Here is a 13,452-nt window from a genome sequence, read left to right on the forward strand (position 1 = left end):
GGTTTTCTTCTGGCATCAAAGATCCCATCGCCCCCAGAGACATCGAGCGAAATGATCGCCCCTATTTGAAGATCCGGACGATCGCGTCTTCGAACGCAAGAACATCCGTTCCCACATGGTTGGAGGCGAATGAGGTCTCCAGCAGCTGAAGCCCCGCATAGTTTCGGGCGGCCATCCGCTGGTACATCTCCCTGACGCTGTCTTGATTGCACCCGCTGTCGCAGTGAGCCAGGATCAAGGTGACGGGAAGCGGCCTGCCCGCCAGCGCGTCGAACATCTTCTGCTCGAGCGCAAAGTTCTGATCCTTCTGTTGCCAGAACGCAGCCTCGATGGAGATGAAGTAAGAGAAAACGAGGTTGTCCGGCGCCTCCAGGAACAACGCCGTCGCAGCCAGGTTGCCGCTGGTCGACAGGCCTGTGAGCATGCGCTTCTTCGGGTCCGTGCGGTACTTCGATTCGATGAAGGGAATCAGGTCCTTCGTGAGGAAGGCGTGGTACGCATTGGCACCCGGAAAGTTGTAGTCCTCCTGCCTTCGCGCGGTGTTTCCGATGCCGATGAGGAGGCTCTTCGTACCGCGCTTGAGCAGGACGTTCTTGAGGTTCGTGAATCGTGTATCGGGCAGCCCGTTGGTGGCGTCGCCGTCGAGTGCGTAGATGGAAGGGAATGCATCGGTGCCCGTGTCATAGGAAGCCGGAATGAAAACATCGACCGGGTAGCGCACCCCGTTGCTGCTCGACGTGACGACCTCCGACACCACGCGACCGCTGGCCGAAGGCACTGGCTGCGTGGGAGCGCCGCCAGTTGTCGGGAGTGCCACGATCGGCAGACCTCCGCCACCTCCCCCGCCGCCGCCTCCTCCGCATGCAGACACGCCCGCGAGAGCCACGCAAACACCCAACGCCGCGAGCGCGCGGCGAAGCCGATCAAGCCTCATGTTGTTTCCTCGTTCCTCCGGCGCAAGGCGCACCGGAACGGATACTCATCGCAGGCAGCAGAGGTGTCAACTTCGCGATGCCTCGCGAAAATCGGCCCGGTACTATCGATTGATGCAGATTTCTCTTGAAAGCCCCGCCCAACCCGACGTCATCCAGCTCATCGACGACCTCGATGCGTACCAGAAGCCGCTGTATCCGCCCGAGAGCCACTATGGCATCGACATCGCGGCACTGTCTGCGGCGAACGTGCTGTTCGCTGTCGCACGTGATGACGAGGGCAAGGCCATTGGCTGCGGCGCAATCTTGATCGAACCCGAGTTCGGCGAACTCAAGCGCATGTACGTGCGGCCGGAGAGCCGGGGGCAAGGCATCGCGGCGAAAGTTCTGAGCTTCCTCGAAAGCGAAGCAACGGCGCGTGGCTGCGCGATGTTCAGGCTGGAGACCGGCGTGAGCCAGCCCGCGGCGTTGTCGTTCTATGCGAGCGCGGGCTACGCGCGGCGTGGCCCGTTTGGGAGCTATCCCAACGATCCGCTGAGCGTGTTCATGCAGAAAGATGCGGGCTGATCGAAAAAGGCTTGGTCAGCGCAGCCGGGTATGGGTTTGCGCCAAAAGAGCGCTCAAACGTCGCCATAAATGCCACAGGGAAATATGGCTCGCATACGCCGGTCGCGCCTCACGCTAATTGAAGGCGACAACTGGGCAGCTTGGCGTATGAAGCACCTCCAGTCAGAGTCAGCAGGCCTCGTTGATCCGTCGAGACTATGGAGTACGCTCAACAAAAAGGAGTGAGAGATGAATGAAGACAGGGTTCGTACGTGGCAGGTAACCATCGTCGACTGTGCTCTGACTTTCCTAGGGCTCGCCATCTTGAGCCTTGGCGCCTGGGCGGTATGGAGGGAGAACCTAGGCTTAGCGGGCACAGCGCTTGGCGGCGGCCTTGTGCTGCTCTTTGCGGCGACTATCCACCGGTTCGAGTCGTTGAAGGGCCTCGGAATGGAGGCAAAGACACGAGAGCTAAAAGCGTCCATCGACCAAGCAGAAGTTCTCACTGATCAGCTCAAGGAGTTGGTGAATTTTGTGGGAACCAATCTCGTGGTGCTGACTAGCTCGATGGGGCGCTGGACCGACGCACCCCCGATCATGGACGCCTACCAACTATCGCGTCGCGTCAAGAGCATGCTGGAGAAGGCCAATTCCGACGAGAAAACAATTCGTGAGGCGTTGATGCCGTGGGCGAAAACCGTCGCTTTCGACGCTGTATCGGCCATGAACCACGAAATCGGAATTGACGTTCGAAAGAGCATGACCGCTCTGCAGCATCAGCTCGTTCGACCCAGTGCAGACAATACAGAAGTGCGAACACGCATTGCAACCATCGAGACCTACTTGACTCGTCGTCCGCAAGGTGCCGACAAGTGGTCGCTAGGTGAAATTGCCGAAGAAGTCGGGCGTCTTCCGGAAATAGCGCCAGAACTCTCGGACGCGCGGAGAGCCGAACTACGTAGCAAAGCCGCGGCTGTCCAAGAGCAACTTCGATATCTTGCCGAGCATTTGGACTTCAAGGATCTCGAGTTCTGGGCTCGTTTCAAGCGCGCTCACGAGATTGACAATCCGGCTTAAAGCGAAGGACTGTCGCGCGGCGCGGCCGCGTTGAGCCTAAGGCCTGGGTTTTTTCCGTTGAGGAAATTGGCCAAAGGCCGAAGTCTGCCGTGCGAACCAAGGTAGCGTGAGGATGCTTGGCTGGCCAGCCAGCGAGTTCTTCAAGGAGCTTGAATCTTCACAACTTGTCAGCATGACTTAGTCACCATCAACGCGGCACGCATCGCGTGAACCGTCTTGTCAACGACCTCGATGCGACGACTCATCTCCTCGTTGACTAGACGTACCAATGCGCTGAGTTCACTGCGAGTTGGCCCGAATTGCTCCGTGTCGCCTACTTCAAGCGGCACGATGAGTTTTTCGAGGCATGCGTAGGCGCAGAGCACCTCGCGCAGACTGTCGGCGTCGTCGCAGGCTTGCAGCATTAGAGACTCGGCGATGCCGAATTCCGAGATAAGCGGCGTCCCATCGGCATTGGGACGAACGGGATATTGCGCGGACGCGCGAGCAGACGTAGCCATGAATGGTCTCCAAGAGGTGCGGCTTGTAAAACCGCCGCACCCAACGCCAATTGGAGGCGGCGACTCGAACGGGTTGGCGTACCGGGCACCTCTTGCGAGAACCGGCGAGCCTCGCGGCTCCCCATCCGAGCCGCCAAAAAGGAGGCACGAACGACAAAGCCGCACAGTCTCTGCGGAGAAATCTGCGGCTTACATCGCAGAGGTGCTTTAGGACGCCAATCCCAAACACGTCTTTTTTTGACGTGCGGCGGGCAGTGTATCGCTTGGAGGGAGCCATCGAGATAGCCGCCGTGTTTCGCGATTCGCATCTATGCGCGGTGCCGAACAGACGCAATACGCGCTGGCGGTCATTGTGGCCGGCGTAGCCTCTATTGAGCTGCACACCCCGACACCACAAGGAACTGCCATGAAGAAATATCTACTCCCGCCCATCCTGTTGCTCGCCCTGCTTGCTGCATCTGCCTGCACCGGGCCCATGGGTCCTCAAGGCAACACGGGCAACACCGGAAGCACCGGCTACACAGGCGCCACGGGCGCGAGGGGAAATACCGGCAACACCGGGAACACGGGCGCCACAGGCGACACCGGTAATACCGGCAACACCGGCGCCACAGGGGAAACCGGCAATCAGGGAAATACCGGCAACACAGGCAATACCGGCGCAACGGGCGCCAGAGGCAACACCGGCAGCACTGGCACCGGCAGCGGAACCGTTGTCGTGGTTCCGGGCGCACGCTGATGCACTGACCAACGCACCAGCCGGCAGCTATGCGATCAGATGCGCATAGCTGCGCCGGTTGGCCCGGTAGCAGTCGCACGCCGCGTTCTCCAGCCCTTCGCGATCGGTGATCGTGATGACACCCCGCCGATAGTCGATCAGCCGCCGCGTGTGCAGCGCCGTCGCGGCGTTGGTGATGCCGACCCGGCGCACACCCAGCATGCGGCCCAGCACTTCGTGCGTGAGCGCAAGGTGCGTGGAATGCGCGCAGTCCTGCGTGGTCAAGAGCCAGCGCGCCAGCCGCTCCTCGATCAGGTGGAAGCGGTTGCACAGGCCCGAACGGCCGAACTCCATCAAGAGCACGCAAACGTAGCGATTGAGGATGCGCTTGAGCGTCGAGTTCTGCTCCAGTTCCTGCGCGAATGATTGCGCCGTCAAGCGCCATGCCATGCCGGCCCCTTGCACGAGTGCCCGCAGCGGTGCGCTCTGCACGTCCAGCGACAGCTCGTAGCCCAGGGCGCCCTCGTTGCCCACCATGCCCGTCTGCAGGCCGTCATGGCCATCCGCGGTCGACACCAGCGAGACGAACGCGCTCGTGGGGAAGTGAATGTGATGGATGACGTCGCCGGGTTCGTAGAGGATCTGCGCTGTGGCCAGCTGCACGCTGTCGCAGCGTTCGAGCAGGTGCGCACGGTCTGCAGATGGCAGCGCCTCGAGCAGGCGATTGAGAACGGGGCGGGTCGGGGCTGATGTCACGGAACCGCCTGTTGGAAAGAATCAATCAGCGCGGAAATGCGCAACCGGGCGCATTGTTGCCGAGGGCCCCTCTCGCGTCTGTGCGGAGGCGCACCAAATGCGGCCCGGCCGCCGCCGGCTCAGGTCGCGGGCTGGCGAGGCAACAGGCGATCCGTTTCACGCTTCACGACCTCATAGCACTCGCACACCTGCTTCTCTAGACCCGGGCGGTCCAGCACCGTGATGTGTCCGCGCGAATACTTGATGAGATTCAGGCGCTGCAGCTTGCCGGCAGCCTCGGTCACGCCTTCGCGCCGCACGCCGAGCATGTTGGCGATCAGCTCCTGCGTCATCACAAGTTCATTGCCGGGCAACCGATCGAGACTCAGCAGCAGCCAGCGGCACAGCTGCTGCTCCAGGGAGTGGTGCCGGTTGCAGACGGCGGTCTGCGACATCTGCGTGATGAGCGACTGGGTGTAGCGCAGCAGCAGGTGCAGCAGCGGCCCGCCGTTGTCGGTCAACTGCTTGATGTGCCCGGCACTCAGGCGGAATGCATTCCCCGCGCTCTGCACCACGGCGCGGTTGGGCGTGCTGCCCCCGCCCATCAGCAGCGACACGCCGACCATTCCCTCGAACCCCACGACGGCGATCTCGGCCGACTGCCCGTTTTCCAGCACGTACAGCAGCGAGACGATGCAATCGACCGGGAAATACACGTACTGCTGGACCACGCCCGATTCGTAGAGCACCTGGCCCAGCTTGAGCGGCACCAGCTCAAGGAGCGGCATCAGGCCCGTCAGCACTTCCGGCGGCATTACCTCCAGGAGGCTGTTGCGCGCCACGGCTGCGAGCGAAGAAGACGGGGGCGGGGACGATGCCATGGGGGAAGGAGATTCCAAAGTGCCCATCATTTTGCGACCAATGCCTCGGCGTCTGTGCGCTTTCGCACACAGGGCGCGCAAGTCGGCACTCCACGTATGTGCGGCGCCGTACAGACAATTCTTCCCTGGGCAGCTAACGATGGCGATACGCCGTGCACGTAGAAGCGGGCGGCATTCATTGAATGAACCAGGCGAAAGCCATCGAGGTCCCGGAACATGCGCAACTTTCTCACCAACAACCGGGAAGAGCTGGTTTCACGGTGCAAGTCGAAGGTTGCACTGAGGCCCCGGCGGGCCGCCACTGAACATCAGTTGGCGAACGGCATCCCGTTGTTCCTCGAGCAACTGATAAGAACCCTTGCGGCCGAAGAAGACGACAAACCTGCCGAGAGCGTCAGGATCTCGGGACCATCGGGCGGAGACTCGCTGGCGCTGTCGGAAATGGGGGTGACCGCCACTGCCCATGGCAAGGAGCTGCTGAAGCTGGGGTACACGGTCGACCAGGTCGTTCACGACTATGGCGACCTATGCCAGGCGATCACGGACCTAGCTTTCGAGCGCGATGCACCGTTCGCCATCGGAGAATTCCGGACGCTGAACCGGTGCCTGGACAACGCCATTGCCGACGCGGTCACCGAGTTCAGCTTTCAGCGGGATACGCAAATCGCCCATCAGCAGAGCCTGGACGCGACGGAGCGTTTCGGCTTCCTGGTTCATGAGTTGCGCAATGCTCTCGGGACGGCAACCCTTGCGATTCACGCCCTCGAACTCGGCAACATGACGGTGGGCGGGGCCACCGGGGCCGTGCTGAAGCGCAGCCTGTCTTCGATGGCCACATTGATCAGCCGGGCACTCGCCGAAGTTCGCAGCGGCGCGCCGGAGCAGCGGCAGACATTTTCCGTGGCCCTGCTCATCAAGGACGCCGAAACCGCGGCCCAGCTCGTTGCAAGCGCCGCGGGTTGCGCTTTCGAGGTGCCACCCGTCGACTCACTGCTGGCCATTCGGGGAAACCGGGAGCTGCTGCTTGCTGCATTGGCGAACCTGCTGCAGAACGCATTCAAGTTCACGCACCCGCACACCGACATCGCCTTGAAGGCCTATGAGCTTGGCGAACATGTCCTGATCGAAGTCGAAGATCACTGCGGAGGGCTGCCGCCGGGAATCGCCGCGAAGATGTTCGCCCCCTTCAACCAGCACAGTCATGACCGGTCGGGCCTGGGCCTGGGTCTTTCCATCGCCCGCCGGAGCGTCGAGGCGGACTTCGGCACATTGACCGTGCGGGACGTGCCCGGCACCGGTTGCGTCTTCACGATTTCGCTGCCGCGCCACTCGCTCCAGTGACCGTCGGTGCCGCCGGAGGTACGGCGCGCATCCGCGACATCAGGGGAAATCCCTAGACGCCATTCCGCCATGGGCTCAGGCGTGCCTTCCACGAGGGAAACGGTGCTCTCACAGCCCGTTCAATGCCCCTTCACCCCTGGCCCGCTACTTGCAATCATGATCAAAAATGACAGAAAATTTTCTTATCTGACTTATATTTGTAAACTGGTTTTCAAAAAACGCACACTTTCGGGCACGTTGCACCCTTCATGAGCATCACCGTCGACACCCCAGGCACCACCGTGGCCCAGCGCATTGCGCAGGCGCTGCCGCGTCTGTCGCGCTCGCACCGGCAGGTGGCCGACTACGTGCTGGAGCACCCGCTGCAGGTCGCCACGCTGCCCATCGACGAGCTCGCCGCCGCGGTGGGTGTATCGGTCGCCACGGCCAACCGTTTTGCGCGCGCGCTGGACTTCGACGGCTACGCCACCTTCCGCGCCGAGCTTGTGCGCGGCTTCGAGCCGCTGGTGGCGCCGGTGGAGCGCCTGCGCGGCAACCTGGAGCACCCGACCACGGTGGCCGAGGTGTTCGCCACTGCGCTCGACGAGAGCCGCCGCAACATCGAAGCCACGCGCCAGACGCTGGACTACGCCGCCTGCGAAGCCGCGGTGGAGCGCATCGGCAAGGCGCGCTCGATCTACATCGGCGGCTTCGGCGCAAGCGCATGGCTCGCGGGCCTGCTGCAGCACGGGCTGGACGGCAGCTGCAACGACGTGCGCCTGCTCTCGGGCGTCAGCGGCGTCACGCACGCCGCGCGCACGCTGATGCACGCGGGGCCGAAGGACCTGTTCATCGGCCTGACCTTTCCGCGCTACCTGACCGACACCGTGGCGCTCGCGCAAATCGCGCGCGGCCAGGGTTGCGCCGTGCTTGCGCTCACCGACCGCCCCAGCTCGCCGCTGGCGCCGCTGGCCGACGTGGCGCTCTATTGCCAGACCGAAACCAGCTACCGCCCGAACTGCGAAACCAGCGTGCTCGCGCTGATCGAGGCGTTGACCAGCGCGGTGAGTCTGCGCGCGCCCGACCCGGTGCAGTCGGCCGGCCGCATCCTGCAGGCGGTGCGGCCGTGGCTGCACGGCGCCAATGGGTTGCCGCGGATCAACGGCCTCGACACAAGCGCTCGCCTGCAAAACACACCAGATGCCGCTGCCCTCAACGGCGCCGGCAAGAAAAAGAAGAAAGCTTCCCGATGACCCCATCCCAAGCGCCTCATGTGCCCGTGATCGCCATCCACGGCGGCGCCGGCACCATCAGCGCCGCCACGACCAGCGCCGAACAGGCTCAGGCCTACCACGACGCGCTGAAAAGCATCGTGGCCGCCGCGCAGGCGGCGCTGCTCAAGGGCGCATCCGCGCTCGACGCCGCCTGCCTCGCAGTCGAGATGCTCGAAGACTGCCCGCTCTTCAACGCGGGCCACGGCGCGGTGTTCACGCACGACGAAACCCATGAGCTCGACGCCGCCGTGATGGACGGCGCCACGCTCGCCGCCGGCGCCATTGCCGGCGTGTGTCACGTCCGCCGCCCGGTGCGCGCGGCGCGCGCCGTGCTCGAAGACGGCGCGCACGTGCTGCTGGCCGGCGCGGGCGCCGAGGCCTTCGCGCGCGAACACGGGTTGGAGATGGTCGAGCCCTCCTTCTTCTCCACCGAGGCGCGCCGCCAGCAGCTCTACCGCGTGCGCGACACCGGCCGCGTGGTGGTCGACCACGAAGGCGCTTCGATGGCGGCAACGTCGCCGCTCGACGAAGACAAGAAGTTCGGCACCGTCGGCGCGGTAGCGCTCGACATGCACGGCCACCTGGCCGCCGCCACCTCCACCGGCGGCATGACCAACAAGCGCGTCGGCCGCATCGGCGATTCGCCGCTCATCGGCGCCGGCACCTATGCCGACGACCGCACGGCCGCCGTGTCGTGCACCGGCAGCGGCGAGATGTTCATCCGCGTTGCAGCTGCGTACGACGTGTGCGCCCGCATGGCCTACGGCGGCGCCACACTCGAAGCCGCCACGCATGCCGTCGTTCAGCAGTCGCTGCCTGCCATCGGCGGCACCGGCGGGTTGATCGCCATCGACCGCCACGGCAACCTGAGCCTCGCCTTCAACACCGAAGGCATGTACCGCGGCCACGCGCGCGGCGACGAAGCGCCGCACACGGCCATCTTCGCCTGACGACGCACCGACGTACGCCCCCATTTTTCTTCGCACTCCCATGTCCACCCCTGCCCTCTCCCTGCCGGACGGCCGCGTTCTCGCCGTCGACGACCTCACCGTTCGCTTCTCGACTTCCGAGCGCACGGTCGATGCCGTGAAGAAGCTGTCCTTCCACGTCGACCATGGCGAAACGCTTGCAGTGGTGGGCGAATCGGGTTCGGGCAAGTCGGTGACCTCGCTTGCGCTGATGCGGCTCGTGGAGCACGGTGGCGGCCGCATCCTCGGCGGGAGCATGGCCTTCCGCCGCCGCAACGGCGAGGTGCTCGACCTCGCACAGGCACGCGACAGCGCAATGCGCAACATCCGCGGCGCGGACATCGCGATGATCTTTCAGGAGCCGATGACGTCGCTGAACCCGGTGTTCACGGCCGGCGAGCAGATCGCAGAGGCCATCCGCATCCACCAGGGCAAGAGCGATGCGGCCGCGCGCGCCGAAGCTCTGCGCATGCTTGAGTTGGTGCGCATTCCCGAAGCGCGCAACGTGCTCGACCGCTTTCCGCACCAGCTGTCGGGCGGCATGCGCCAGCGGGTGATGATCGCTATGGCGCTGTCGTGCAAGCCGCAGCTGCTGATTGCCGACGAGCCGACCACCGCGCTCGACGTGACCATCCAGGCGCAGATCCTCCAGCTCATCCGCGAGCTGCAGAAAGAGATGCACATGGGCGTGCTCTTCATCACGCACGACATGGGCGTGGTTGCCGAAATCGCCGACCGCGTGCTCGTGATGTACCGCGGCGACAAGGTGGAAGCCGGCAGCTCCGACACCGTGTTCGCGGCGCCGCAGCATCCCTACACCAAGGCGCTGCTGTCGGCCGTGCCCAAGCTCGGCGCGATGCATGGCACCGACCTGCCGGCCAAGTTCGAATTGCTGCGCACCGAGGCCAGCGCCGACACCCAGCCCGTCGAAGCGCCCACGCCGCAAGACACGGTGCGCCAGGACACCGGCCCCATTCTTCGCGTGCGCGACCTCGTCACGCGCTTCGACGTGCGCAGCGGCCTCTTCGGCCGCGTGAAGCGCCGCGTGCATGCGGTGGAAAAGATCAGCTTCGATCTGTACCCCGGCGAAACGCTGGCGCTGGTCGGCGAATCGGGCTGCGGCAAGTCGACCACCGGCCGCTCGCTGCTGCGCCTGGTCGAGAGCCAGAGCGGCGCCATCGAGTTCGGCGGCAAGAACATCCGCGAACTGCCCACGCGCGAGCTGCAGGCGCTGCGCCGCAATATCCAGTTCATCTTCCAGGACCCGTTCGCCTCACTCGATCCGCGCGTGACGGTGGGCTTCTCGATCATGGAGCCGCTGCTCATCCACAACATCGCCAAGGGCGCCGAGGCGCAGCAGCGCGTCGACTGGCTGCTGCAGAAGGTCGGCCTGCCGCCGGAGGTGGCGCAGCGCTATCCGCACGAGTTCTCGGGCGGCCAGCGGCAGCGCATTGCCATTGCGCGCGCGCTGGCGCTCAACCCCAAGGTGGTGGTGGCCGACGAATCGGTGTCGGCACTCGACGTGTCCATTCAGGCGCAGATCGTCAACCTGATGCTCGACCTGCAGCGCGAGCTGGGCGTGGCGTTTCTCTTCATCTCGCACGACATGGCCGTGGTGGAACGCATCAGCCACCGCGTGGCCGTGATGTACCTGGGCCAGATCGTCGAAATCGGCCCGCGCCGCGCGGTGTTCGAGGCACCGCAGCACGCCTACACGCGCAAGCTGATGGCAGCGGTGCCGGTGGCCGACCCGTCGCGCCGCCACAAGCCGCGTGCGCTGCTCGAAGGCGAGATTCCCAGCCCCATCCGCGCGGTGGGCGACGAGCCCGACGTGCCGCCGCTGGTCCAGGTTGCGCCCGGCCACTTCGTTGCGCGGCACGCCATTGGCGGCGCTTTCTGACCGAACTGATTTTTTCAACCCGCAGGTTTCTCTCTCCTGCTTTTTTCCACGAACCGACTGGAGTTCTTCCATGACGCAATCTTCTTCCTCCCTGCGATGGGCTTCCGCACTGCTGGGCCTGGCCGCGCTGGCCGCTTCGGGCACGGCACTGGCCGCGAAAGACGTGGTGCTCTCGATCGGCTACCAGCCGGAAACGCTGGACCCATACAACACCAACACCACCATCACCACCGCGGTGACGAAGACCTTCTATGAAGGCCTGTTCCAGTTCGACAAGGACCTGAAGGTGCAGAACGTGCTCGCCGAGAGCTACGACGTATCGAAGGACGGCCTGGTCTACACCATCAAGCTGCGCACCGGCGTGAAGTTCCACGACGGCACCGACTTCAACGCGGAAGCCGTGAAGTTCACGCTCGACCGCGTGCTGAACCAGGACAACAAGCTGCTGCGCTACAACCAGTTCAACCGCGTGGGCAAGGTCGAAGCGCTGAACCCGACGACCGTGCGCATCACGCTGAAGGAGCCCTTCGGTCCCTTCATCAACTCGCTGGCCCACGCCTCGGCCGCGATGATCTCGCCCACCGCGCTGAAGAAGTGGGGCAACAAGGACATCGCTTTCCACCCCGTGGGCACGGGCCCGTTCGAGTTCGTCGAGTGGAAGCAGACCGAAGCCGTCAAGGCCAAGAAGTTCGACGGCTACTGGAAGAAGGGCTACCCGAAGGTCGACACCGTGTCGTGGAAGCCGGTGCTCGAGAACAACACCCGCGCCGCGATGCTGCAGACCGGCGAAGCCGACTTCGCATTCCCCATTCCCTACGAGCAGGCCGAGCTGCTGAAGAAGAGCGACAAGCTCGAAGTGGTGGCCACGCCCTCGATCATCACGCGCTTCCTGGCATTCAACATGCTGCAGAAGCCCTACGACAACGCCAAGGTGCGCGAGGCCATCGGCTACGCCATCAACAAGGAAGCGCTGGCCAAGGTCGCGTTCGGCGGCTATGCCTTCCCCGCGCAGGGCGTGCTGCCCCAGGGCGTGAAGTACGCCGAGAAGATGGCCCCCATTCCCTACGACCTGAAGAAGGCCAAGGAGCTGATGAAGGAAGCCGGCTACCCCGACGGCTTCGAGTCGGTGCTGTGGAGTGCCTACAACAACACCACCAGCCAGAAGACGATCCAGTTCGTGCAGCAGCAGCTCGCGCAGATCGGCATCAAGCTGCAGGTGCAGGCGCTCGAAGTGGGCCAGCGCACCGAGCAGGTGGATGCATGGCCCGATCCGAAGACGGCGAAGGTTCGCATGTACTACACGGGCTGGTCGTCGTCGACCGGTGAAGCCGACTGGGGCCTGCGCCCGCTGTTCGCCTCGGAAGCATGGGCGCCCAGGCTGAACAACATGTCGTTCTACAAGAGCGAAGTGGTCGACAACGCGCTGGCCAAGGCGCTGGTGACCGTCGACGAAAAGGAACGGACCGCGCTCTACAAGACCGCGCAGGAAGAGATCCGCAAGGACCTGCCGCGCGTGCCGATGATCACCGAGCAGAACCTGTCGGCGCACGCCAAGCGCCTCTCGGGTGTGTTCGTGATGCCCGACGGCAACATCAACATCGACGCCATCTCCGTAGCGAACTAAGCCTCGCCCCCTCACCCGTCAGGGTGAGGGGTTGACTGCCTGCACCCCATGCTGAATTACTTCCTCAAACGACTGTTGGGCCTGATCCCCACGCTGCTCATCGTGGCGGTGCTGGTGTTCCTGTTCGTCCACATGCTGCCCGGCGATCCGGCGCGACTTGCCGCCGGCCAGGACGCCGACGAGCAGACCGTGGCCATGGTCCGCGCGGAGCTCGGGCTCGACAAGCCGCTGCCGCAGCAGTTCGTGAGCTTCTTCACCCACATGCTGCAAGGCGACTTCGGTACCTCCATCCGCACGCGGCGGCCGGTGGCGACCGAGATCGGCGAGCGCTTCTTCCCAACGGTGATGCTGACCATCACCAGCATGGTGTGGGCGGTGATCTTCGGCATGGGCATCGGCATCGTCTCGGCGGTGTACCGCAACAAATGGCCCGACCGGCTGGGCATGACGCTCGCCGTGTCGGGCATCTCTTTTCCCGCATTTGCCCTGGGCATGCTGCTGATGCAGATCTTTTCGGTACAGCTCGGCTGGCTGCCCACGGTGGGGGCCAGCAGCTGGAAACACTACATCCTGCCCTCGATCACGCTGGGCGCGGCCGTGGCGGCCGTGATGGCGCGCTTCACGCGGGCCTCGTTCGTCGAGGTGATCCAGGAAGACTTCGTGCGCACCGCGCGCGCCAAGGGCGTGCGCGAAACCAGCGTGGTGTTCAAGCACACGCTGCGCAATGCGCTGATCCCGGTGGTCACCATGATGGGCCTTCAATTCGGCTTCCTGCTCGGCGGCTCCATCCTTGTGGAGGCGGTGTTCAACTGGCCCGGCCTCGGCCGCCTGCTGGTCGATGCCGTGCAGATGCGCGACTACCCCGTCATCCAGACACTGGTGCTGCTGTTCTCGCTCGAATTCATTTTGATCAATCTCGTGGTGGATGTGCTTTATGGCTACATCAACCCGACCATTCGCTACAAGTGAGCAAGCAG

13 protein-coding genes are annotated in these 13,452 nt (G+C 64.1%); 9 read left to right on the top strand and 4 right to left on the bottom strand.

The genetic code is table 11. The annotated features are described in order from the left end of the window. Positions 1-61: 61 nt before the first annotated feature. On the bottom strand, positions 62-967 hold the full coding sequence (locus tag ACSFBF_RS05190; protein WP_435465274.1) for an alpha/beta hydrolase: 906 nt from the start codon (positions 965-967) through the stop codon (positions 62-64). A gap of 79 nt (positions 968-1,046) precedes the next feature. Here ACSFBF_RS05190 and ACSFBF_RS05195 point away from each other — a divergent pair, with 79 nt between their 5' ends. After that, the gene (locus ACSFBF_RS05195) at positions 1,047-1,499 is read left to right on the top strand and encodes a GNAT family N-acetyltransferase (protein WP_435465275.1); all 453 of its coding nucleotides are present in this window, start codon (positions 1,047-1,049) and stop codon (positions 1,497-1,499) included. Positions 1,500-1,727: 228 nt separating this feature from the next. Next, positions 1,728-2,555: a hypothetical protein gene (locus ACSFBF_RS05200; protein WP_435465277.1), complete on the top strand. Its 828-nt coding sequence runs from the start codon at positions 1,728-1,730 to the stop codon at positions 2,553-2,555. Positions 2,556-2,722: 167 nt separating this feature from the next. Here the strand turns inward: ACSFBF_RS05200 and ACSFBF_RS05205 are convergent, their stop codons facing one another. After that, entirely contained in the window at positions 2,723-3,055 is a 333-nt protein-coding gene (locus tag ACSFBF_RS05205; protein WP_435465279.1) for a hypothetical protein, read from the bottom strand. 406 nt (positions 3,056-3,461) lie between these two features. On the opposite strand from ACSFBF_RS05205, the gene ACSFBF_RS05210 reads away from it, so the two are divergent. Next, on the top strand, positions 3,462-3,794 hold the full coding sequence (locus ACSFBF_RS05210; protein WP_435465281.1) for a collagen-like protein: 333 nt from the start codon (positions 3,462-3,464) through the stop codon (positions 3,792-3,794). A gap of 27 nt (positions 3,795-3,821) precedes the next feature. Here the strand turns inward: ACSFBF_RS05210 and ACSFBF_RS05215 are convergent, their stop codons facing one another. After that, positions 3,822-4,529: a Crp/Fnr family transcriptional regulator gene (locus ACSFBF_RS05215; RefSeq protein ID WP_435465282.1), complete on the bottom strand. Its 708-nt coding sequence runs from the start codon at positions 4,527-4,529 to the stop codon at positions 3,822-3,824. Between the two features lie 119 nt (positions 4,530-4,648). Beyond that, positions 4,649-5,389, bottom strand: a complete 741-nt coding sequence (locus tag ACSFBF_RS05220) for a Crp/Fnr family transcriptional regulator (protein WP_435465285.1) — start codon at positions 5,387-5,389, stop codon at positions 4,649-4,651. 216 nt (positions 5,390-5,605) lie between these two features. On the opposite strand from ACSFBF_RS05220, the gene ACSFBF_RS05225 reads away from it, so the two are divergent. The 6 genes from ACSFBF_RS05225 to gsiC all read left to right on the top strand — a co-directional run bounded on the left by ACSFBF_RS05225 (position 5,606) and on the right by gsiC (position 13,444). Continuing rightward, the gene (locus ACSFBF_RS05225) at positions 5,606-6,730 is read left to right on the top strand and encodes a sensor histidine kinase (protein ID WP_435465286.1); all 1,125 of its coding nucleotides are present in this window, start codon (positions 5,606-5,608) and stop codon (positions 6,728-6,730) included. A 248-nt stretch (positions 6,731-6,978) separates the two neighbouring features. Continuing rightward, positions 6,979-7,962, top strand: coding sequence for a MurR/RpiR family transcriptional regulator (locus ACSFBF_RS05230; protein ID WP_435465287.1), 984 nt, complete (start codon positions 6,979-6,981; stop codon positions 7,960-7,962). Continuing rightward, positions 7,959-8,933: an isoaspartyl peptidase/L-asparaginase family protein gene (locus tag ACSFBF_RS05235; protein WP_435465289.1), complete on the top strand. Its 975-nt coding sequence runs from the start codon at positions 7,959-7,961 to the stop codon at positions 8,931-8,933. The genes ACSFBF_RS05230 and ACSFBF_RS05235 overlap by 4 nt, the downstream gene beginning before the upstream one ends. A gap of 40 nt (positions 8,934-8,973) precedes the next feature. Next, a complete protein-coding gene (locus tag ACSFBF_RS05240; protein ID WP_435465290.1) occupies positions 8,974-10,851 on the top strand; it encodes a dipeptide ABC transporter ATP-binding protein in 1,878 nt (625 codons plus the stop codon). A gap of 70 nt (positions 10,852-10,921) precedes the next feature. Continuing rightward, the gene (gene gsiB, locus ACSFBF_RS05245) at positions 10,922-12,475 is read left to right on the top strand and encodes a glutathione ABC transporter substrate-binding protein GsiB (protein ID WP_435465292.1); all 1,554 of its coding nucleotides are present in this window, start codon (positions 10,922-10,924) and stop codon (positions 12,473-12,475) included. A 48-nt stretch (positions 12,476-12,523) separates the two neighbouring features. Next, on the top strand, positions 12,524-13,444 hold the full coding sequence (gene gsiC / locus ACSFBF_RS05250) for a glutathione ABC transporter permease GsiC (RefSeq protein ID WP_435465294.1): 921 nt from the start codon (positions 12,524-12,526) through the stop codon (positions 13,442-13,444). The last annotated feature ends 8 nt before the right edge of the window (positions 13,445-13,452 follow it).

This window comes from Variovorax nivicola (assembly GCF_051216475.1).
In the GTDB taxonomy this organism is placed as follows: domain Bacteria; phylum Pseudomonadota; class Gammaproteobacteria; order Burkholderiales; family Burkholderiaceae_C; genus Variovorax.

Coding starts and splice junctions, on each gene's coding strand:
- ACSFBF_RS05195 (WP_435465275.1), top strand. CDS start 1,047: ATGCAGATTTCTCTTGAAAGCCCCGCCCAACCCGACGTCATCCAGCTC.
- ACSFBF_RS05200 (WP_435465277.1), top strand. CDS start 1,728: ATGAATGAAGACAGGGTTCGTACGTGGCAGGTAACCATCGTCGACTGT.
- ACSFBF_RS05205 (WP_435465279.1), bottom strand. CDS start 3,055: ATGGCTACGTCTGCTCGCGCGTCCGCGCAATATCCCGTTCGTCCCAAT.
- ACSFBF_RS05210 (WP_435465281.1), top strand. CDS start 3,462: ATGAAGAAATATCTACTCCCGCCCATCCTGTTGCTCGCCCTGCTTGCT.
- ACSFBF_RS05220 (WP_435465285.1), bottom strand. CDS start 5,389: ATGGCATCGTCCCCGCCCCCGTCTTCTTCGCTCGCAGCCGTGGCGCGC.
- ACSFBF_RS05225 (WP_435465286.1), top strand. CDS start 5,606: ATGCGCAACTTTCTCACCAACAACCGGGAAGAGCTGGTTTCACGGTGC.
- ACSFBF_RS05230 (WP_435465287.1), top strand. CDS start 6,979: ATGAGCATCACCGTCGACACCCCAGGCACCACCGTGGCCCAGCGCATT.
- ACSFBF_RS05235 (WP_435465289.1), top strand. CDS start 7,959: ATGACCCCATCCCAAGCGCCTCATGTGCCCGTGATCGCCATCCACGGC.
- ACSFBF_RS05240 (WP_435465290.1), top strand. CDS start 8,974: ATGTCCACCCCTGCCCTCTCCCTGCCGGACGGCCGCGTTCTCGCCGTC.
- gsiB (WP_435465292.1), top strand. CDS start 10,922: ATGACGCAATCTTCTTCCTCCCTGCGATGGGCTTCCGCACTGCTGGGC.
- gsiC (WP_435465294.1), top strand. CDS start 12,524: ATGCTGAATTACTTCCTCAAACGACTGTTGGGCCTGATCCCCACGCTG.